Consider the following 22,431-nt stretch of genomic DNA (forward strand, 5'->3'; position numbering starts at 1 on the left):
AAGTAACTGATATGGAAAACCTAGAAACTGACCGTTTGAAACTGCGCTTACCAACCGAGGGGGATGCAGTCTTTATTCAGTCACTCTACAACACGGAAGGCTTCCTTCGCTTTGTGGGTGACAAACACATTAGAAGCCGCGGCGATGCTGTCGAATATATTCGTAACAATATGCTTGCGATGAGAGAGGCGAAAAGTGTTTGCTTGCTTGTCGTTGAAAGTAAATCAGACAGTAAACAGCTCGGTGTTTGTGGTTTGATTAAGCGCGACGAGCTGGATGCCTATGACATTGGTTATGGTTTTATGCCAGATTCATTTGGTCAGGGCTATGGCTTAGAAGCTGGACAAGCGGTTGTAGAGTACGCAAGACAACGCAGCGATATTGAAGAATTAGTAGCGATAACATCTTCGGACAATGAAGCCAGCAAAAGTCTGCTAAATCGACTCGGCTTTACCTATGTCAAAGTCCAAGGCCAAATAAGCGATAAAATTGACTTACTTTTATATCAATTGTCATTCGCAGATTAATGAAGTTTACCCATTCGGATGTATTACAAGGCAAGTTACTGACAGAGTTTAAGACGGTCAGTGCGATGATTGCGATTTATTGTCGCGATCACCATGGATTGCCAGACGGTTGTTTGTGTCACTCGTGCCTAGAGCTGAAAGACTACGCTGAGGCGAGGCTTGATCGCTGCCAGTATGGTCAAGACAAGCCCACCTGCAATAAGTGTCCGATTCATTGCTATAAGCCTGAACCTAAAGAACAAATGCGCCAAGTTATGCGCTATGCCGGGCCGCGCATGTTGTTATCTCATCCTATTCTTGCGATTCGTCATTTGATTCACGAGCGCAGAGCAGTGCCCGAAAAGCCGGCTAGAGGGGCGTCTAACCGGCATAAAAGGAAAAGAAGTGATTGAATTATTCACCAGCGACAGCTTGGTGTTTTGTCTTGATGCTAGCAACAAGCATATATAGGCAAGTTGCCAGCAGTATCGCAAACAGGTAGCCCATCAATCCATGATCTCCAGACATGTACCAATCCGCAATGATTGGCCCGAAAACAGACCCCAAACTATAGCTGAACAGCATGACTTGTGTTGCTGAAACAATATACTCTGACTCCAATTTATCGCAGCCTAGATTGATTGCGATGGGGTACAGAGCAAAAGCAGCGACGCCTAGCAAGAATATTCCGACCGCTAAAACTCTGATGTTTTCGTCTAGTACAATCAGGCTAATGGCCGCTGCGCCAAGTAAGCAGAAGAAAGCCATCAATAAAGTTCGACCAAAGTACTTTGACATCCATGGCACAATCGGTTGAACTGCCATGCCACCAAGAATGACAAGAGCCATCAATCCACCTAAGTCATCATGATCAATACCTTGCTGCGCGAGTTCCAATGGCATTAATCCGTAAATAGCGCCAAGAATCAGGCCAGAAACAATGCAACCAATAATCGCGGCATGGCTTAATCTAGTGATCTGCTTGAACGATAGATTGGTCGTATGTGCAGACTCTGGTTGATCGGTTTCTCCAAACAGCAATACCACGATAGCGAGTAGCAGCAGAGTCAAGATGGCAATAAAAGGCACGCCACCGTTAACCCCCAATACACCAATTCCTAATTGGCCAACCGCACTGCCACCGTAAAGTGCCGCCATATAGAGACCAAGACGTTTTGCTCTGGCTGCTTCATCACCATGTAGCAACCATGACTCGACAATAACGAATACGCCAGCGACAGAGATACCTGCCAAAAAGCGTGCACACATCCATGCTAATGAGTTGGTAAATACTGGCAACGCGAAAATTGTCGCGATGAAAAGACTTAAACAAAGAACAAATGCGTTCTTATGACCTAATCGAGTGACTAACGGTTCAATCGCAATCGCACCAACTAAAAGACCTGCATAGAAAACACTGGCTAGCCAACTGGCCAACGAGCTGTCCAGCCCGTAATCCGGTAGCATAAGTGGGATCAAGCTCATTAAGTAGCCTGATGCTACCGCATAAAGAGCCAGCGCGATAACAGGTACTGAGATGCGAGCTTTTGGTGCAGGAGCAAGGATGTTTTCCAACGTCGTAGCCTCTTGAGTTAGTTAATAAAATGGAACGTCTTTTGGCGCGACTATGGAGCGATTTTTATATTTGGTAAAACGAATAATTTTAGTCGTGTCGATAAAAATCATTTTTCGACACAAGTTTTCGCTATAGATAAAAGAAAAGGCCGCTAGCGATGAATGCTAGCGGCCTTTTAGAGCGGAAATTTTTGTTTCTGCTACTTAGTTAAAGCTTCATTAAGCCACTGATCAAATTGGCCTTTAGGTAGAGCTCCGTTGACAACATCAACTCTTTTGCCATCTTTGAATACCATGACAGTAGGAATGCTTCTAATTTGGTACTTAGCTGCAAGGTTTTGCTGGCTTTCCGTGTCTATTTTTACAAATCGAACATTATTTACTCGCTCTTTGGCGACATCAGAAATACAGGTGCGAAACCGACACATGGGTTACACCATGGCGCCCAAAAGTCAACGACGACGGGTTGGTTGCTGTTCAAAATAGCATCAAAGTTGAGTTCGGTTCCTTCAACCGGCGCACCGTCCAGTAAATCCGATTGGCATTTACCGCATTTCGGGCTTTCAGATACTCGTTCATTAGGAACACGATTTACGCCAGAGCAAGAAGGGCAACGTGTGTTGAATGTAGACATGACTTTTCTCTTGTTTGTGTTTTTCTACGCAAGTGTGACGTCTATTTTACCAATTAGGTGACACCACAGATAATCGCTAGTTATACTCTGAAAATAGTATTTACCCAAGAGTTCTATCAGTCTTACTGAACAGATCGAATGGGCCGCTAACTCAAATAAGAATAAAAGGCTTCGAATGACAACATTCTACGCAGAAATAACAGGTTGGGGTAAATGCGTGCCGCCAACCACGCTCTCCAACGATGATTTAAGTACATTCCTTGACACTTCAGATGAATGGATTCGCACGCGTACAGGCATTGAGAATCGCCGTATCAGCCATGTTAATACGTCTGATATGTCGACGGTAGCTGCCAAACATGCGTTAGCATGCGCTGGTCTTGAAGCGAGTGATATTGATTTACTTATCGTCGCAACCTGTTCTCCAGACTCTCTTATTCCGAACATCGCGTCAAAGGTATCTCAGAACCTTGGCATGATAGGGACCACGGCGTTTGACTTAAATGCTGCGTGTACAGGTTTTCTCTACAGCCTAGAGACAGCTACACGTATGATTCAGGCGGGTAACTATAACAACGCTTTGGTCATAGGTGCCGAGCGTCTATCTTTCTTTATCGACTGGACCATGCGTGATACCGCGGTATTGTTCGGCGATGGCGCCGGTGCTGTCGTGCTGAGCAAAACAGATAAGCCTGTTGGATTACAGCAAGCTCAGTTAGGTTGTGATTCGAAAGGGCGTGATATTCTCTCTGTACCCAAATTTGGTACTTCGATGGATCGCTTTGCAGCAGATAACGGCTATTGGGAATTCAACTTCGTAGGAAAAGAAATCTTTAAGCGTGCCGTTAAAGGCATGGGTTCAGCGGCTCAAAACGTGCTTGCGCGTAGCCAGCTCTCTACCGAAGATGTCGACGTAGTGATCCCGCATCAGGCAAACATTCGCATCATTCAAACATTGTGTGACTTGTCTGGTATTAGCCAAGAAAAAGCGTTTGTGAACATCCACAAATATGGCAACACGTCAGCGGCTACGGTACCACTGGCGTTGTGTGAAGCCATGGAGGAAGGATTTGTTAAACCTGGCGATAACTTGCTACTGGCCGCATTTGGTGCTGGACTGACGTGGGGGGCAGGTCATATTAAATGGGGTGACCGCGTAACGCCTTTGGGTAGTAGTGACGCGGCGCTACCCGAATGTGATAAATCTGCACTTGAATTGCTTGATGAAGCGATCAAGTTCTGTAAAGAGCATGCGCCAAGCTAGTTAAAATCAATACCATTCTGGATAGTAGACGGTTCAGAATGGTATTATCCTGCCCTAGACGATAAGAATAATGCAGGGCTTAAATGAAGTTTCTTCACACCTCTGACTGGCACCTCGGACGCCAATTCCACAATGTTTCTCTTCTGGATGATCAAAAAGCTGTTTTGGCTCAATTGATAGATTATCTGCAATCTAACTCCGTTGACGCTCTGGTAATTGCTGGAGATATCTATGACCGCTCGGTTCCACCAACGGCTGCGATTGAATTGATGAACGAATTTGTCCATCAGGTGTGCAATGAACTTAAGCTACCCATCATTTTGATACCTGGTAATCATGATGGTGCCCAGCGATTAGGCTTTGGGTCCTCGCAAATGAAAGGGGCGGGTTTGCACATTATCTCGAATTTTAAAGAGATGCTGGAACCTGTTGTCTTGAATACGGATGTCGGAGAAGTGGCTTTTTATGGCATGCCCTACAACGACCCGGAATTAGTTCGTCACCATTTTGACCAGCCTGTATCAACGCACGATGACGCTCATCGACTGCTGAGTGAAGAGATTAAGTCTCAGTTTAAACCGGGTCAAAAGAATGTCTTGATCAGTCACTGCTTTGTTGACGGTGCGATTGAGTCCGAGTCCGAACGTCCTTTATCAATTGGCGGCTCAGACAGAGTCAGCCATGAACATTTTGTCGATTTTGACTATGTAGCTCTGGGCCATCTGCACCAGCCGCAAAAAAAGGGTGAAGACTATATCCGTTACTCGGGCTCACTGATGAAATACAGTTTTTCTGAGCAGCATCAGAAGAAAGGAATGACGTTGGTTGAGCTAAATGAACAAGGCTTTGTGTCAGCAACTCACATTGATCTCACTGCTCCTCACCAAATGCGGATCATCGAAGGGGAGTTAGACGAAGTTATCGCCGCTGGTAAAACAGATCCGAATAATCACGATTACTTGTTGGTTCGTTTGCTGGATAAACACGCCATTCTTAATCCCATGGAAAAGCTTCGCGCGGTTTACCCAAATGTTCTGCATATCGAAAAGCCAGGTATGTTAGTGGGCATTGAACAGGAAATGGCTCAGGCTAAGCTTGCTCGTAGTGAAGTGGATATGTTCAAAGATTTTTTCCTTGAAGCACAAAATAGTGAGCTAAATGAAGATCAAAACCACGCAATAACCGACATCATTAAACAACTGGTAAAGCAGTAAGGGCAAGCGATGAAACCATTATCACTGACAATGCAGGCATTTGGCCCTTTTGCTAACACTGAAAACATCGACTTTACACTGCTTGGTTCCAATCCGCTGTTTTTGATTAACGGCCCAACAGGTTCAGGTAAGACTTCTATTCTAGATGCCATTTGTTTTGCTTTGTACGGCCAAACAACAGGTAATGAAAGAGAAGGGACGCAGATGCGCTGTGATATGGCAGCAGTTTCGTTACCGACCGAAGTGGTGTTCGAGTTCGCACTTAAGTATAAGCGCTACAGAGTCACGAGATCACCCGATCAACTCGCGCCTAAAGCCCGAGGTGAAGGCACAACAACACGGAAGCACACTGCCTCTTTGTATGAGATTACGAATGAAGAGCAGCTGATAACCAGCAAGACAGCGCAGGTTAAAGTTGAGGTCGCAGAACTGATTGGTCTGAATGAAACTCAGTTTCGTCAGGTGATGGTGTTACCACAGGGCAAGTTTCGTGAACTCTTGCTTGCAAGCTCCAAAGAGAGGGAAGAGATCTTCGGTCAATTGTTCCAGACTGATATTTACAAGAAAATCGAGTTTGCGCTGAAAGACAAAGCGAGCGCGATCAGCAAATCAAAGGATGAGTTTGATAACCAGATTCGCGGTGCCCTGCAAGTGGCAGAAGCCAGCACTGAACAAGAGTTAACGGAGCAACTTGATGTTGTCGCCAAGCTGCTTGAAGAGGTGAGCTTGAGTGAAAAGGTTGCCCTTGAAAAGTTGAATAAAAACAAAGAAGCACAACAGAAAGCTAACCAATTACAAGGTGAATTTGAAAAGCTGCAAAGCGCAGAGAAAGCGCTGTCAGAGCATAGTGAGAAAAGCGATAGCAACGCTCAAATTCAACAAAAATTGGCCATCGCTCAGCAAGCTTCCAAGCTAGACGTGCCTTATACCAACTGGACTTCACTCTCAAAACAGGTCCATGATCTAACTGAAAAAGGCAGTTCTCTTGAGAAAGCGTTGCAACTTTCAAATGTTGCGATAGAAGAGCACAAACAGCAGTTGGATACGTTTACGCTGCAAGCTCAATCAATTCCGACATTGACAGATAAGGTTTACCAATTAGAAGGCATTAAAGTTAAGTTAAACGAAAAGTTGGAGTTGGATAAAAGCCTGAAAGATTCTGTCACCAAGAAACAAGAGTTCAACGCGACCTTAATCAAATATCGGGCGCATAAAGAAAAGCTATTACAAGAAGCATCTAAAGCTCAACAAGAACTCGAGAATGCGAAGCTAGCCATTGCAGGTAAAGCAACGGTAGAGTCTGAACTTGCACGCTTACAGCGTCTTACTGCCGATCTCAATAAACTTCAGTTGTTGTCTAAGGAATTGGCTACTTTAGAGCAAGGTCTTCAGCCCATTCAAGCTCGTGTACAACAGTTGAAGGTCGATTGGCAAGAGCATAGCAAGCAAGCGGATGAATATGAAATGCGCTGGCATAATGCTCAGGCAGCGGTTCTTGCTAGTAAGCTTCAACAAGGTATGCCTTGTCCGGTGTGCGGCAGTGATGAGCACCCGAACCCTGCTTCGTTTGATGGTCAAGAAGTGACTAAAGAGCAAGTGGAGTTTTATCGTAACCAAGAGCGTCAGTCCCTGAACTCTTTAAACGAACAAACTCGCATTGAGGAACAACAGAATGCCCTTATCTCTCGTCAAAAAACTCAAATTGAAGCGTTTCAGGAAGAGTTGGGGGAACATAGAGACCTCTCTTTAGATCTCGTACAGAACCAGTACTCTGAATGTCAGGCTAAGTTAGCTGGATTGGTTTCAATTAACCTTGAGCAGATGGAGTCGGAGGTTGCAACGCTCAATCAACGCTGTGAAAAAGGTGACAATGAAATTAATCGCCTGAGAGAGGAGATGTCTGCTCATGATGCAACAATTCAGGCGCTTCAACAGCGCTTAGACATGCTCGTTCAGTCCATTGGTGAACAACATCAATCTGTGGAATCTGTCGACAATGAATATAAGCAAACCAAAGCGTCAATCGATACTTTGCAAAAGCAACTAGAACACGCCAATGAACAGCAACAGCGACTTGCTAAGCATCATGCTGAGCTTGAAGGGCAAAGACAGAGCAACACACAGCTTTTAGCGGAAGCAAAACGTAACTTAGATAAAGCAGAAACGAAATGGCATGTCTCAATTGAAGAAGCACAGTTTGCTGATGAGCAGGCTTACCTCAACAGTAAGGCGACGGATGAACAAATAGAGCGTTGGAAAGCAGCGGTCGAAGCTCACGCGAAAACCGAAGTTAAACTGAAACAGACGTTAGAGGATTTGAGACATACGCTTAAGGACCAGCAAGTGCCAGATTTGGTTGAGCTAGGAAAACTTGTTGAATTGAGCAGCCAAGAGTACGTTGAAGCGAGAAATGCACTAGATACTACTCGTTCGAAGTTTGAACGATTTGAGAAAGTTCGTCGTGATATTGTCTTACTGCACGAAAAGAATGCGAAGTTGGAAGCTGAGTACAGGGTGTATGGAACCCTGTATGACGTCGCTAGTGGTAAGACTGGAAGTCGGGTTAGCTTGCATCGATTTGTCCTTGGCGTATTGCTGGATGATGTTCTAATCCAAGCATCTCAGAGGCTCAGCCTGATGAGTAAGGGGCGCTACATTCTTGCGCGTAAAACCGAAGGCTTCAAAGGTGCGGCAGGACGAGGCTTGGATCTGATGGTAGAAGATAGTTACACAGGCAAAAATAGGGACGTTGCAACCTTATCAGGGGGGGAATCTTTCATGGCAGCGCTGTCTTTAGCTCTTGGTTTATCTGATGTTGTTCAATCGTACAGCGGCGGTATCAGGTTGGATACGCTGTTTATCGATGAAGGTTTTGGCAGCTTAGATCCAGAGTCATTAGATCTCGCCATCCAGACGCTAATTGACCTGCAGCAAAGTGGTAGAACCATCGGTTTAATTTCCCATGTTAGCGAGCTTAAAGAACAGATGTCATTGCGTATTGATGTGAAGTCCAGCCGAGTGGGAAGCGAATTGAAAGTCAATGTCGCATAAAGTAGTTAATAGGGCCGATATTCTGGTCGGAAGTGGCTAAATGTGCTAGTTATTAGTTAAAAGCTATAAAAGTCGAGCGGCCTTTAAAACAGCTCTTTTAGTTGGCATCAGGATCATTCATGACAGCAGTTCTGGAATCAGTTCGCAAAGTATACCAGTATGCAGAACCAAACCTCACGCTCGTAGGTTGGATGGGGTTGCTTGGCTTTCCAACTTACTACTACGTCTGGTCCTACTTATTCCCTCAGCCATACGAAAGCCTGACGCTCAGGCTCTTCTGTTCATTCCTATTCGCAATAATTGCTTTTCGGCATGCGCTCCCTAAATACATACAGCGTTATATGCCGCAATATTATCTCATCTCGATAGCGATCTGCCTGCCGTACTTCTTTAGCTATATGATGTTTATGAACGAATGGTCGACGATATGGGCGATGTCGTTTATGGCTTCAGTTTTTCTCCATGTTCTGCTTGTTCATCAAACACGAATTATGCTTCTGCAAGCCGCGATTTCGTTGTTGTTTGCTTTTATTACCGTCTACGGATTTAACTTTAGTTTGGCCATGGAGAAGATTGTGTGGCCATATTTGCCGATTTTTCTCTTCACATATGTGTTTGGGAACCTGTTTTACTTCCGTAATCAGGTTGAACATGAGAGTAAAGTATCTATAGCTAAGTCCTTTGGCGCAGGAATCGCTCATGAAATGCGTAACCCGCTAAGTGCACTGAAAGCATCGTTTGACGTGCTAAGTTCCTTGTTACCTGATGAAAAGTCCAAAACTGCTGAATTTTACTCAATGTCTCATCAGGAATTAACCATTGCGAGAGAAGTACTCAGTGATGCGGATGAAGTGATTCAGAATGGTAATGAGACCATTGATCTTCTGTTAACTTCTATTGATGAAAACCGTGTATCAACGTCGACATTCAGAAAGCATTCTTTGAAACGTGTGACGGAAGATTCTCTATCCAGCTTTGCTTACAAAAGCTCAAAGGACAAACAGGCTGTTCAGTTCAAATGTGAACAGGATGCCGAAGTTTTTGGTAGTGATACGCTCATCAAGTATGCCTTGTATAACCTTCTCAAAAATGCCTTTTATATCAGAATGGCAATCACTTCCAAATTACTGTTGAAATAAAGTGCTCCGATAAAAACAGTACCATCGTATTTCGGGATAACGGCGTTGGTATCGCCCCTGAAGTGCTTGAAAACATTTTTAAAGATTTCTATACCTTCGGTAAGTCAGGCAGTTATGGCCTCGGTTTACCATTTTGTCGAAAAGTGATGCAAGCTTTAGGTGGCAGAATCAGCTGTCGGTCTGAGTTGAATGAATGGACTGAATTCACGCTGACGTTCCCTCATTATCATTCTGCGAGAGTCGATTATATAAAACTGGATCTAATGAAATCTAAATCAGCCCTCTATGTTGGGGAAACAAGTGTTATTGCACGGCTCCTCAATGAACAGTCTTTCTACAAAGGCTTTACCCTTAACACCGTTGACCTTGAGCTGGCAAACAATAGGGAAGAATACGAATTTGAATACGACTTGATATTCATCGATTTAGATGCAGTGATAACCTCACCTGATCAACTAGCAGCATTAGAGAATAAGCTTCACTTTACTGAAGCGAGAATCGTGTTTCTCTACGATGAGAACAACCGCTATCACAACGATATAGAAAGGCACCTCACCATTTATCCTGTTGAGAAGCATCGAATGTCGCTAGAGCCAGGGCGTGTTTTGGACGAATTGTTCTTTGAGTCTCCTGAGCCTGACCGAAACTTACTCCCAAGAAAAGAAGTCCGCGTGGGCAAAACGATTGTCATTGCAGACGACAATCATTCACTCCGTACTTACACGTCGATACTTTTAGAACAGCAGGGGTTTGAGGTGATTCAAGCTCAGAACGGGCAAGAAGTGTTAGATAAACTGCAGAACAACCTTGTCGATTTAGTGCTAATGGATATTGAGATGCCACAACTGAATGGCCTTGATGCAGCGAATGCTATTCGTTCATCAGATAGTGAGTACGCCAATATCCCGATTTTAGGCCATACTGGTGACTCTACATCTGTAGCTATCGATAAGATTCATCAGTCAGGGATGAATGATTATATTATTAAGCCTGCCGGTACAGAAGCACTACTGGATAAAATATCGAACTGGATTTAAAAAGGCCCATGATGTTTGGGCCTTTGAAATTTATTTAAATAAAATACATATCTGGAAGTTCGTAAGCCGTCTGACAAGCGCGAATGATTTTATTTACTTCTTCTTTAGTGGTAGAGCTATTAAGTGAAAAACGTATTATGTTTTTATTAGGTGTCGTTGCGGGTCTACAAAATACCGCACCAAATATTCCTTGTGATTCAAAAAAGTCTCTCACTTTTTCGGTGTTACGTTCATCTCCCGTTTCAACCGCTATTATTTGCGATTGACTTCGAATAGTTAGCCCGATATTTGCTAGGTTAGTTTTTAAATACTCGCTTAACTCCTGTAAGTAAGCTCTTTCTTTATCTTGTTCTTTTATTATATCCAGTGTCTTATCGAGCCTATCCAACTCATGTGGTAACATTGTAGAGCTAAATATCGCGGGGTAAGCCACAAATGGTACACAATCATTAGCGCGATTGTTGCACCAAATAGCACCAGCTCGATAGGCAAACGTTTTTGCTAAACTGGCGGTCATAAAGTCGACTTGATGACTTAGTTTTAAGCTTTGTAACAAACCAGCACCATGTTTACCGTGTGTACCTAGGGAGTGTGATTCATCGACTAATATCGCACAGCCATATTCCTTCGCGAGTAACACGAGCTCGACTAAGGGGGCAATGGTGCCTATGGTACTGTAAACCGAATCGACAAGAACGATTCCAGGGCCATGTCTGTTTATCAATTTATTCAAATGCTTGACGTTATTATGCATAAAGGGATGGATGTTAGCTCCGGCGATACGCGCACCTTCCCATAAAGACATATGAGCAAAAAAGTCGATGTAGACATTTGTTTCACTGTCACAAATGGTTTGTAGCAAGGCAGTATTGGCCGCCCAACCAGATTGAGAAAGTAAACAAGATTGAAACCCGACATACTTGGCGAGTTTTTCTTCTACTTCAGGCTTGGAGCTTTCATCCTGCAAAAATATACCTGACATAAATGGGCTATTTTTACGTGCCATAATAGAATTAATATGGTGATCAATGATATCGGGGTTATTGGATAAATCGAGGTAATCATTACTTTGTAAAACGAGGTCGCCACTTTGCGGCCTTTTTCCAAGAACTAAATGCTTACCGTTCTTATTGGTATTAATTAAGCCATCCAGATAGAAATTTATTTTATTATTAATAAAATCTGGCAAAGGAGGGTAATGGTTAAGCGTATTCATGATAAATATATCCTTTTTGTTAAAACCATGTGCCAGCTGACAAAATGATATATGAACCAAAATGGATATAAGTTCGAGTGCTAATATTTATTATTTTGTGGTCTGTTACAAATAAAAATATCAACTATAATAGTATATGAATTCTTTCCCTACGCTGACCCGAGCCTAACTAAAGCTAATTATTATATTTCCCCATTATTTATTCGGTACGTAGTGTTATTTATAAGAGTTACCTTTCTTGCAAGAGATAAAGATTTCTGGCCAGTACATTTTGATATAGCCAACGAATACCCAAGCTACCAGTCCGGTAGCAACACTCAGCTCAAAAAATCCAAATTTGTGAAGCCAGTGCCAATGTGGATGATATTGCTCGAAAAAACTCGTAAGGCGGTGCATCGCGATCGCACTAATGACGGAAGGGAAGGTGACGGCCGCAATCGAAGGTTGGAATTTAAGCCGCATTAGACGGAAATAACAGAGGTAGATCGTTAACGTCATGGTGATAGCAATTCCAGCCAAAGCGCCGGTAAGAATAGGGTCTGGCTTTTGGAAATTAACCAGATAGGTCGCTAACGATAGGTTGATCGGTGCCGCCATGATGGCCAGAGTCGGTCTTGCCCTACGTGGAAGTCGGCCCTCAAACATCAGCCTATAGAGCACGAGTGGCAGCATAAAGAAGTAAATCGTAATACAAATGCTGACTAAGGTTTCAGAGAATACCGTATGACCGAACTTGGTCCCTGCCAGCGAGCTACTGATTAATCCCACCGGATACAAGAACCAACTAGGGACAATATTCGACACTTTGAAACGTGTGATCTGAAAGAAGAAAAACAGCACCATCATAGTGATGTGGAGCAACAGCGCTGCAAACCATAATGGGTAGGCGATCAAGGGCGAGATCACGGCGAGGTAATCACACAAAATCAACAATGCCATGCTCATGGGAGCCATCAAGCTGCCGCTCAGTGGGTGTCTAATATCGTTGATGAAAGTGGAGTAACTGCTGAAGTATTTTATTAGCACTGGTAGCAGCAGAATAGCACCGCCTGCCGCAAGATAAGGGCGGATAAAAACGCCAATGTCAGGAATATATAACGCCCATGCGTGCCCCAGTCCTATCATGCCTAGCGCTAATGCTGCTTGTGATGGTGGTACACTCTGAAATTGTGTAAAGCGTCTCCAGTTCAACGGCTTAATCCTGACTAGCTTGAAACAAATGATTGGGGACTAAATGAGTAAGCAAATCCGTGCTACCGATCATTTAGGGCAAGGGATCATATCAAGCTCATCGGTTGCTGTGCAATTGTCATTTTGACTCGCAAGGAAGGTCTTCTTGTCTCAACTTCTCATTTTTTAATGTTCGATGTAACAGTTGGCTATAAATTGGTTGTCCTCCAAGTAATTGAGCGAAAATAACCGCGCCGAGACAGGTAATGATCAGTGGCAATATCAGGTAGTAATTGTTGGTCATTTCGATCACCAATAATATGCCCGTAATTGGAGCGCGAACGGTAGCCGCGAACAATGCCCCCATTCCTGCAATGGCGAACATGCCCGGAGAAATCATCAGTTCAGGCATCAACCCATGGGCGATTAATCCAAACGCATATCCAAACAGTGTACCTAAAGCCAACATCGGTGCGAAGATGCCACCAGGTGCTCCAGAGCCAAAACAAATCAGTGTGGTGAGAATTCTTGCAACAAACAAAAGCAGCAACACTGTGGCTCCGTAGCCACCGTTAGTGATGGTAGGGATTAAGCCAATGCCGCCGCCCGGTTATTTCCCGGTAGATAAAGCAGCATCAAACCAAAAAAACCGCCGATACAGCTTCCGGTGATCAGGTAGCGTCTACGATCGTTCTTATGTAGTTTGACAAACAAGTCCTGAGACAGGGTAACTAGGCGATTAAATACGACTCCAAACACGCCAAACATCGCACCTAACAGTAAGAAAAGCCATAAGGCGGCAAGCTCTGGCGGGTGATATTGCGGCATAGTGATAACCGCGTCTTGACCATTAATGTAACGAAAGACAATGTTGGCGGAGATAGCTGAAATGATAACCGCACGAATAGAAATGAGTGAGTATCGAAATTGGGGGCGCATTTCTTCAACTACAAACATGATGCCGGCTAACGGAGCGTTAAACGCTGCAGCTAAACCTCCTGCCGCACCCGATGCAAGCAGTGAGTGTTTGGTATCATCATTTTTTACCTGAAAGAGATCCGTCACCATGCGGCCAATGGCTCCCCCCATTTGAACCGTTGGCCCTTCACGTCCAAGAACCATACCTGAGCCTAGTGCACCCATACCACCGAAGAACTTTACAGGTAGAACACGCCACCAACGAACAGGGCGTATGCCATCCATCGCGCCTTCTATTTCTGGAATGCCAGATCCCGCAGCTTCAGGAGCAAAACGGTGAACGAGGTAATAGCCAACAAATGCCAATGCGGCACTGATTAAAAATGCAGCGAGCCACAGCGGTAATGCGCTACCAATCGCTTGTTTGAGCCAGTCAGTCCGAGTCTCAGAGACAAAATGAACCGCAATTTCGAAGAAGGTTCCAACGATGCCCGCAAGAATACCGACAAGTAAAGAAAGCATGAGAACAGAGACGGGCGTTTTATCTTTAGAGAGAAACTGGTTAATAGCATCCTTTGGCATACTGGCTAAAAGGGACTGCTTAATTTTCTCTCTTTTGGTCATAAAAAGATCAACCTCGTTTTATCTATTTTCTTATTAGAAATGGTGATGTCTCTAGCAAGAATTATACGCTGGTATAGGCTTAACTATAGCGTCAAGATTGAAATATTGATTTTCAAATATGGAGATTCAGAGATATCGACAAATAGCCTGAGAATTGGCAAGAGATCACGTTTATTCCCTTGCACTTTGGGAGTTTTGAACCATATTTAAATGGTAAGGCAATCTGAACCGACCCGCATGGAGGATTTTCTGCCTTACCTACAATTTGGATGGATTCAACAAGTCATTTCGAGATCCTCGTATTAAGATCAGGACGCATCAACAGACGGTTCTGATTCGCAGACTCACGATTGAGTAACGAGGGATAGGGCGCACTGTATGGTGCGCCTTTTGTCTTTTATAGGGTGCTAGTCAATTGAAGCAATTTGCTTAAGTACCTTTTCCAATTGATCCCATGGTAGAAGTTGGCTATCGATGACTTCCATACGGCTTTCAAAGCCTTCTAATGACATCTCATTAACAGAGACAACACCGTGGCTTACATTGAACGCATAGCAGCCTCTATCGGTGTTCATCACGCCTTTGACACGTTCGGCAGTTAAGTCAGATAACATAGAAAATAGGTCATCAAAATTGAACGTGACTTCTGCACCAAATAACCAGCCGCAACTAAAGTAACCTTGGCCTTTGTTTTCTTTGCGAACCATTATCTGATCTGGCGCTAGCGCAAATTGAGGTTCTGCCTCAGCATGTTCATGATAGTGCTGTGCAATATCCGTTGAAACCGATGGATTCCTTCTCTGGTTGTCCAGAAGCTCGATAGGGAAACGCCCTTGCTTGACGAGTTGACTGTAAATCTTGGGTGGATTTTGGTCAGAAACCCAGTCGTTAAACGCATCGACGTCACTGACATGACATTCGTCTACTTTATTACCAATCACAATATCTGCGATATTGAGTTGGTCGTTAAAGTTCTGATTCTCCAGATACTTAGGGTTGGATAAGTTACGTGGGTCGACTAAGCCGATGGTGGCTCGAAGATCGATGTAATCTCGAAACTGAGCAGAGGTTAAGGTTGCGAGAATCTTGTGGGCGTGACCCAAGCCAGTAGGTTCGACAATCAGGCGGTCGGGTTGCGTGCGAAGCAAAGCAGTAAGAGCAACGGAAGTTGGGACTCCAGCAGCACAACACATGCAGCCACCGGGCACTTCTTTGATCATCGCGCCTTGTCCTGTCAGCATTGCGCCATCAATACCAATTTCACCAAATTCGTTGACCAGAACTGCCCAATTTTCGTCAGCAGGTTTTTCTTTCAGTAGGTTTAGGATTGTCGTGGTTTTTCCGGTACCCAGAAAACCAGTAATGATATTGGTTGGGATTTTCATTGTACAAAACTCGTCGATAACAATGCTTTGACTATATCAAAGGTTAGCGTGGAAGCTAGAATAAAAAACGGCGGTAGATACCGCCGTTTTTGTGGTTAGCGTTTGTTCTTTAAGTAGCGTTTACGACGCTCTTCTTTTTTCTTGGCCTTCTCTTCAGCTTTGCGTGTCGCTTCGATCTCTACTTCGACCAACTCTTTGGTGATCATTTCTGGCAACTCAAGTGTTATTTGACCTAAGGTACCATTACGTAGTTCGTGAAGTAAGATTTCCGAACATTTATGCAGATCGACTCGTCCGCCAGAACGTAGCGCGCCTCTTCGACGACCAATCTCTTCCATTAGTTCTATGTCGCTTTCTGGCATTTCTTCGATCTGATAGCGCTCTTTCAAACGCTCAGGGTACGCTTTTGCAAGGTACTCAACTGTATAGAAAGCCACTTCTTCGTATTCCATGGCCGTGTCTTTAACGGCACCGGTTGCAGCGAGGCGGAATCCGCTGTGTGGGTTTTCTACTTTAGGCCACAAAATGCCGGGAGTATCCGATAAAACAATACCGTTTTGTAGGTTGATACGTTGTTGACGACGCGTAACGGCTGGCTGGTTACCAGTAACTGCGATAGTACGGCCTGCAAGAGTATTGATAATGGTTGATTTGCCCACATTGGGAATACCCATGATCATGGTGCGAATATTCTTACCAATCTCTTCACGATGTGGCGCAAGTTTACGGCACAGTTCGAGGATTTTGTTAACTTCCTGAGTGTTGGAAGTCGTAATCGCCATCGCTTTTACATTGTGTTCTTTCTCGAAGTGTTCAATCCATAGTTGAGTTAACTCTGGATCGGCAAGGTCACGTTTATTCAGTACCTTAACGACTGGCTTTTCACCACGGATTTCAGAGATCATTGGGTTTTCACTACTGAATGGAATGCGAGCATCCAATACTTCAATAATGACATCTACTTGAGGGATCGCTTCTTCAATCTCTTTACGGGCTTTGTGCATGTGGCCCGGAAACCATTGAATTGTATTGTTAACCATTTGAAAATATTGCCTTCTAATTTAATGGTTTAATCTGCCGTGCAACTTTAAACATAACAAAGCGTTCGCTTATCACAAGTTTTTGAAGCCCAATAAGGCAGGGCAGATTGACTTGGGCGCAATATTAACACCGACTTTAGTAATCTCATAACGAAGGGCAGGAGAAAAGCGACTAAGCACATCAATCGTTTACGTTGTAGCCAGTTAGTGATGTCCGGTAAGAGTCGAACTTCAATCGTTGCGTGAGCTCCATTGGTTTGGCTGACGTTATCGCTGCGTGTATCGGCTTCAAAAGATCAAAGGGGTGATCATTTGAAGCTAAGCAAAAAATAGCCAACGCGTTGTAAAGACGCGATGGCTATTTCATAGAAATCCATCAACTAATTTAGATGATGGGATGAACACTACGAGAATTAGTTGGCTGGTCGCCAAACGCCCCATTTGTCCTTACTGTATGTCGTTTCAGGATCATCACCGCCTTGTGTCCACCATTGTGCTTTCCACTCCTTACCGGCATATGACACAACTTCACCGCCGACGTAAGTCGTTGAGGAGCTCCAAGCATTCCCTGTATCTGGGTCCGGTTCTGGAGTTGGTGGAGGAGTGACACCGCCATCATCAACAACCACCTCAAACGTAAAGGTCTCAGTTCGATCGCTGTTGGTCGCGCTCGCTGAGAAAATTAACGTTTCATTCTGAGTAATAGACTGGGTGTCGATAATGATCGAAGAAGAGCCGTTATTCTGAATCTGTACAGGCGTGCCCTGAGTTTGAGTCAACGTTGCATTTTCTTCTGTTACGATGACGACTTTATCACCCGCATTTATGACATTATCACTTTGGGATAGCTCATAGAGTTGTCCTGCTAACGGATCAACATTGCCATTGTCGTCTCGGGAAACGGTCATTAGCCCTGAAGCACGGCTGTCCTTAGAGTTAAAGAAATTGCGTGACGGATCATTCTGGAAATACATGTAGTGCTGCATTTCTTCATGCCAATCACCGATAAAGACAGCCCCATCTTTGAATTCTGCGTGCCAACCATTAATCTCAGAAGCAAGGAGACGATCCCAGTCACCAACGTTGTTTGAATCTACTCTGATATCAAAGCTACGCGCAACCGCGCCATCCTTGTTGATGATGTCATATTTTACTACATCGCCAATTTCAGGTGCTTCCAATCCACTAGGGATAAAGGACCCTCCACGATGCAAATCTGGTTCTGGTGCTGGCTCAGGAGGTGGAGTGTTACCATTCTTAATCGTAATATCAGAACAGTTGTAGAAGCCTTCACCCGCGGCATCATCTCGTTGCCAACGTACAAAGAGAATGGCGTCTCCAGATCTATCAGATGGGATAGTTACGTTGATTCGGTATTTTCCGTTCTCTACAGGTACATTGCCCGTTTCTTGAATCAAATCTAGATCGCCCCAAGCTAGCCCTTTAGACAGGTCAGCATTTGGTTTGGTTAAGTAAAATTCCCAGAAAGAAGGATTGTGCGGTGCCGTGGCATTAAACACATATTCGAATGTACCCGTGTTCATTTCTGTACGAGTCCAGGCCGTATGCGGGGCTCCCATGCCACGTTTCTGAGGATCGTTTGCGTAGCATAAAGTGCCATCTGGAATAGCGGCTCTTACTGCACTCTGGTTGTTAAAGTCGGTAATGTTCTTTGCGTATTCGTTTCGCTGTACGAACGGGTAAGATCCCGAAATGTCTTTGGCATTTGAACAAGCGGCGTTGGGTGGACTGCCAGACCAGATACCGCCTTGTTCGTAACAAATGTTTTGTCGAGCATTTGGATATTCAGACCAACCATGTGCGTAGACATCGGCTGGTAGGGCAGATAGCAAGGCGCTACCTACCGCAAGTTTTAAAATGTGTTTATTCGCTGTCATTTTCTTACTCTATTCCGTTTTATAATTAATATACCCAATCAATAGTTTTGATTTATTGACTGGAGTTTTCCTATTATTTTTATTTCTATTAGAAACGGTTGAAAGATAAGCCAAGATTATTTTTATGAAAGTTTTAATATTCGTTATATGAATTAAGATCGCAATTGTCGAACTTCTTACAAATCTGTCTTAATTTTTGCTATGTAACTTAATCTACTGATAAGTAAAAGATATTTAATGGCCTCTTTAAGGTTTCAAACAACGTAATGCAAAAGTTTTTAATATGTGAATCCGATTCAATAAATAAAGTTACTGTATATATCATGTCATTATAACTGAGATGATGACGTTAGCATGACATTTGGTTTTATTTTTTATGGCTATTGGTTTTTGATTTATTATGCTTACTGGTAATTATATAATTGATCAGGATTTATTTTGTGAATGAATATGTGTTAATTAATTATTCTGCTTGATGGTTTTTAAGTGTACTAACGTAGCTTACAAATAGGCTCACTGATTTGCTTGAGGATAGTATGAAGTTTTATTTACCAGAAGAGTATCAGGATTTGTGTTATACACAATTTCAAACTTATAAGAGAAGAATAAGTTTGTTGCTCCCTGATGCGGTTGTCGAGCATGTCGGCTCTTCGGCAATCCCTGGTGCCATATCAAAAGGTGATCTGGACATCTATGTCGGAGTTGAGCCACGAGAATTGGAAGGGGCGGTTCAACAGTTGTACAAGTTAGGGTTTTCGGTAAAGCAAAATACCTTGCGAACCCCTGAATTATGTATGCTCGAATCAGAGACAGAAGATGTCGCATTTCAAGTCGTTGCCAATGGTTCTCAGTATGAGTGTTTTCTTAAATTCAGGGAGCAACTACGTTCAAGCCCTGACTTAGTTAATTGTTACAATAAACTTAAACAGTCTTGCGAAGGTTATTCACCTGAAGACTACCGCAGGATTAAGTCTGAATTCATCGAACAAGTCTTAAGTAAGTAACCAATTTGAGAACATAATGTAAATGGGACGGTGTACTTAAGATGTTGATTCAGCATACAACATTTTTAATTTGTTGTATTTTGTCTGCCTACGGCAGAATGAACGTTTGATGTGAGCTAATTTCTGACTTCAAGGGATGGCTCTATTAACATTTCAGGAGATTCTACATGTTAAAGTTTGCCTCTTTAGGTGCCATTCTACTGTCTGCATCTATGTCGGTTATTGCTGCACAGGGTGTTGTCATGTATGAGAGCCCGTATTCTGTAAAAGAAACAGCAGATCGATTTGAAGCGATTGCTAAGAAGAAAGGACTTAATATTTTTGCCCGAGTTGATCATCAAGCTAATGCTCAAGGTGTGGGCCTAGATCTCAGACCAACTGAACTGATCATTTTTGGTAATCCGAAAGTAGGCACGCCACTTATGCAGTGCGCACAGAGTGTTGCGATTGACCTACCGCAGAAGGTTTTGGTGACTCAAGATGAAGAGCAGAAAGTCTGGCTGTCTTACAATGATCCCAATTACATTAAGCAGCGACACGATGTTAAAGGCTGCGACGAAGTAATCACCAAGGTAACTAATGTATTGAGTGGCTTATCAAAGTCTACAACCAGTCAATAGCCTATATGTAGTAGGTGTTATAATTGACAAACAAGCAGCAAACTAAGCTGCTTGTTTTCGTTTGCAATGTAGTTCTAACTGCTGATTCATCTTCTCAGGTCTGAATATCAGAGAAGTATTACATCTCAGGAGCAGACTCAGTTATCTTCGAAACAACACTAATTAGTTGCACAATTTAAGCAGTAGCTTTGTAAGTTGTTAATGAAAGCTCCAGAGACATAAGTTTTTTGGGGTTTTATGCATTAGGAGCAAAGATTAACGCTTCGTTTTATTGAGTGACTTGTTGTCATACATAGCGGCATCTGCTTTACAGAGAAAGTCTGTCAACTTGCTTGGATCTGTACCACTAGCCAATTCTACGCTACCGATAGAGTACTGAGGGATATGCTCCTGACATGAAGTTTTAAGGCTTTCATCCAGCCTTTCAACAAAGCGAGATTTATCCACCTCTTGTTCACTATCGAGTAAGACGACAAATTCATCACCACCCCAGCGGGCGACTAAGTCGCTCTTTCTGACGCTCTTGAGAAGGGCGGTAGCAAAATCTTTAAGTATTTGGTCTCCAACAGAGTGGCCCCATTGGTCGTTAATGGCTTTGAACCCGTCAATATCGAGATACATTAACATGCTCGAACGGTTGAATGAGTTTGAAAGGCTGATATGACGCTCAAAAGACTCCGTAAAGCCCCGGCGGTTTAGAGCTTTTGTTAGTTCATCAAAACGACTTTCTACTTTGAGTTGATTAGCTTTATACAGGTAGGCCAAATCACTGTTGATGGTGTCTCTAAGAAAACTAAGTACGGTCATGAGTTTATCGGAATAATCCGTTGGCCGTTGGTCCATCACGCACAATGTGCCAAAGCTATTCCCATCCGGCCACTGAATGGGGTATCCAAGATAGCTTGAAAATTGATCTTCTGTATACTCAGGGTTATCAGACCATTTTTCATCTTCACTGGCATCCGCTACATACATCATCTGGTTGCTCTGAACGACTTGATGACAGTAAACATTGGTATTTTTATCAGAATAAGCACCTGGACAATATTGCGAAGGGGCCTGCTCTGAAGCAACTAATACCTCAATGCCATTGGTTGTTGCCTGGGTAACAAATGCGGCGGGGGCGTCAAATAATAGGGCAATCATATCCACTAATTTCTGCCATCGCTCCCAGTCAACATCCTCAATTTTTCCGTAATAGCATGAGCCGTATTTATAACCAGACATTGAGTTTCAGACTCCTTACTTCAATTTTCTTCTTATCAACAAGAGATAGACTCCAAGCTTAGCTTTAATTATAGAAGTATTGATAGCTGCATGGGGTTAGGTGTTGATAAATTTGCAATTACCACGCTTACATTGTGAAACCACATCTTACCGATGGTCAATTTAGTTAGATGATCGAGCAGTAGGTTAGCTTACCTGAGAGATATTTCTGGATTAGGGCGGCTGGCGACGAGCTCTCTAACGGCTTGTTCCAATTGTGGCAGTAAATGTTTATTGGAAACGTGAATATAATGATAAAGAGGCTCATGCAATATCTCCTTGCTAACGGGTTTGATATTAGGGAACTGACCCTTCAAAATTTCATAAACCACCTTAGGAGCGAGCCATAGATCAGCGCGCCCTTTACTGACCATTAATGCCGCCTGTTCAGACTTTTCAACCAGGTAGAGCTGTTTGTAGTCTGAGATTTTCTCTGTAAACTTCATCCCCAATTGTGAAACGAGTACTTTTTCTGACACTTCACTGAGCTCTTCGTAAAATTGCCCTTCAAAGCCATACATAAAAATACTGACGTAATAGAGAGGAACATCGACTTTGAGCATGTTCTCATCTTTCGCAAGCCTTGATATTCGTAAATCTAGTCCTTGATAACGGCCTTGGCTAACCGCACGAATTGCTCTCGCATTAGGCAAATAAACAAAATCGACCTCAATACCGGATTTTTGGTATATAAACTCGAGATCTTCTCTCAAAGTAAAGCCAGCGAGCTTGTTTAATTCAGGGTTTTGATAAATTTCGCCTATAGCAATAACAGCAGGTTCGGCAACGGCCGACCGAATAGAATAGATGAACAAAACTAGCCAGAAGATTCTGGCAGTTTGGATGTGCATTATTGAGGCCACTCTCCAC

Annotated in this window: 15 protein-coding genes and 3 pseudogenes; 8 read left to right on the forward strand and 10 right to left on the reverse strand. The window is 43.5% G+C overall.

The window, feature by feature from the left end; all coding sequences use genetic code 11:
• Positions 1–11 precede the first annotated feature (11 nt).
• Together VIC_RS15140 and VIC_RS15145 are read left to right on the forward strand one after the other, a co-directional pair.
• Positions 12–527, forward strand: coding sequence for a GNAT family N-acetyltransferase (locus VIC_RS15140; protein WP_006960872.1), 516 nt, complete (start codon positions 12–14; stop codon positions 525–527).
• Positions 527–919, forward strand: coding sequence for a nitrous oxide-stimulated promoter family protein (locus tag VIC_RS15145; protein ID WP_006960874.1), 393 nt, complete (start codon positions 527–529; stop codon positions 917–919). Before VIC_RS15140 ends, VIC_RS15145 begins: the two co-directional genes overlap by 1 nt.
• 1 nt (position 920) lies before the next feature.
• Here the strand turns inward: VIC_RS15145 and VIC_RS15150 are convergent, their stop codons facing one another.
• Positions 921–2,081, reverse strand: coding sequence for an MFS transporter (locus VIC_RS15150; RefSeq protein ID WP_006960876.1), 1,161 nt, complete (start codon positions 2,079–2,081; stop codon positions 921–923).
• A gap of 200 nt (positions 2,082–2,281) precedes the next feature.
• Positions 2,282–2,715 (reverse strand): annotated as a pseudogene (gene trxC / locus VIC_RS15155) (thioredoxin TrxC).
• A gap of 175 nt (positions 2,716–2,890) precedes the next feature.
• Here trxC and VIC_RS15160 point away from each other — a divergent pair.
• The 4 genes and pseudogenes from VIC_RS15160 (at position 2,891) to VIC_RS15175 (ending at position 10,420) form a co-directional block, all read left to right on the forward strand.
• Positions 2,891–3,979, forward strand: a complete 1,089-nt coding sequence (locus VIC_RS15160) for a ketoacyl-ACP synthase III (protein ID WP_006960878.1) — start codon at positions 2,891–2,893, stop codon at positions 3,977–3,979.
• An 83-nt stretch (positions 3,980–4,062) separates the two neighbouring features.
• The gene (locus tag VIC_RS15165) at positions 4,063–5,193 is read left to right on the forward strand and encodes an exonuclease SbcCD subunit D (RefSeq protein WP_006960880.1); all 1,131 of its coding nucleotides are present in this window, start codon (positions 4,063–4,065) and stop codon (positions 5,191–5,193) included.
• Positions 5,194–5,202: 9 nt separating this feature from the next.
• Positions 5,203–8,244, forward strand: a complete 3,042-nt coding sequence (locus tag VIC_RS15170; protein WP_006960881.1) for an AAA family ATPase — start codon at positions 5,203–5,205, stop codon at positions 8,242–8,244.
• 119 nt (positions 8,245–8,363) lie between these two features.
• Positions 8,364–10,420, forward strand: a pseudogene (locus VIC_RS15175) (hybrid sensor histidine kinase/response regulator).
• 34 nt (positions 10,421–10,454) lie between these two features.
• On the opposite strand, the gene cqsA reads toward VIC_RS15175, so the two are convergent.
• The 6 genes and pseudogenes from cqsA to VIC_RS15205 form a co-directional block, all read right to left on the reverse strand.
• A complete protein-coding gene (cqsA, locus tag VIC_RS15180) occupies positions 10,455–11,636 on the reverse strand; it encodes an alpha-hydroxyketone-type quorum-sensing autoinducer synthase (protein WP_006960882.1) in 1,182 nt (393 codons plus the stop codon).
• A gap of 216 nt (positions 11,637–11,852) precedes the next feature.
• Positions 11,853–12,827, reverse strand: a complete 975-nt coding sequence (locus VIC_RS15185; protein WP_006960883.1) for a TDT family transporter — start codon at positions 12,825–12,827, stop codon at positions 11,853–11,855.
• 118 nt (positions 12,828–12,945) lie between these two features.
• Positions 12,946–14,348, reverse strand: a pseudogene (gene clcA / locus VIC_RS15190) (H(+)/Cl(-) exchange transporter ClcA).
• 407 nt (positions 14,349–14,755) lie between these two features.
• Positions 14,756–15,733: a CobW family GTP-binding protein gene (locus VIC_RS15195; protein WP_006960887.1), complete on the reverse strand. Its 978-nt coding sequence runs from the start codon at positions 15,731–15,733 to the stop codon at positions 14,756–14,758.
• Between the two features lie 95 nt (positions 15,734–15,828).
• Complete coding sequence (gene ylqF / locus VIC_RS15200) at positions 15,829–16,773, reverse strand: ribosome biogenesis GTPase YlqF (protein ID WP_006960888.1); 945 nt, start codon at positions 16,771–16,773, stop codon at positions 15,829–15,831.
• Between the two features lie 413 nt (positions 16,774–17,186).
• A complete protein-coding gene (locus VIC_RS15205) occupies positions 17,187–18,671 on the reverse strand; it encodes a lytic polysaccharide monooxygenase (protein WP_006960889.1) in 1,485 nt (494 codons plus the stop codon).
• Positions 18,672–19,207: 536 nt separating this feature from the next.
• Here VIC_RS15205 and VIC_RS15210 point away from each other — a divergent pair.
• Together VIC_RS15210 and VIC_RS15215 are read left to right on the forward strand one after the other, a co-directional pair.
• Positions 19,208–19,675 carry a GrpB family protein gene (locus tag VIC_RS15210; protein WP_039952017.1) on the forward strand — a complete coding sequence of 156 codons (468 nt, stop codon included), beginning with the start codon at positions 19,208–19,210 and terminating at the stop codon, positions 19,673–19,675.
• Positions 19,676–19,842: 167 nt separating this feature from the next.
• Positions 19,843–20,295 (forward strand): DUF302 domain-containing protein, encoded by a 453-nt coding sequence (locus tag VIC_RS15215; RefSeq protein WP_006960891.1) that lies wholly within the window; start codon positions 19,843–19,845, stop codon positions 20,293–20,295.
• A 255-nt stretch (positions 20,296–20,550) separates the two neighbouring features.
• Here the strand turns inward: VIC_RS15215 and VIC_RS15220 are convergent, their stop codons facing one another.
• Positions 20,551–21,522: a sensor domain-containing diguanylate cyclase gene (locus VIC_RS15220; RefSeq protein ID WP_006960892.1), complete on the reverse strand. Its 972-nt coding sequence runs from the start codon at positions 21,520–21,522 to the stop codon at positions 20,551–20,553.
• Positions 21,523–21,713: 191 nt separating this feature from the next.
• Complete coding sequence (locus VIC_RS15225; RefSeq protein ID WP_006960893.1) at positions 21,714–22,412, reverse strand: substrate-binding periplasmic protein; 699 nt, start codon at positions 22,410–22,412, stop codon at positions 21,714–21,716.
• Positions 22,413–22,431 lie beyond the last annotated feature (19 nt).

This window comes from Vibrio coralliilyticus ATCC BAA-450 (assembly GCF_000176135.1).
GTDB classification, from domain to species: domain Bacteria; phylum Pseudomonadota; class Gammaproteobacteria; order Enterobacterales; family Vibrionaceae; genus Vibrio; species Vibrio coralliilyticus.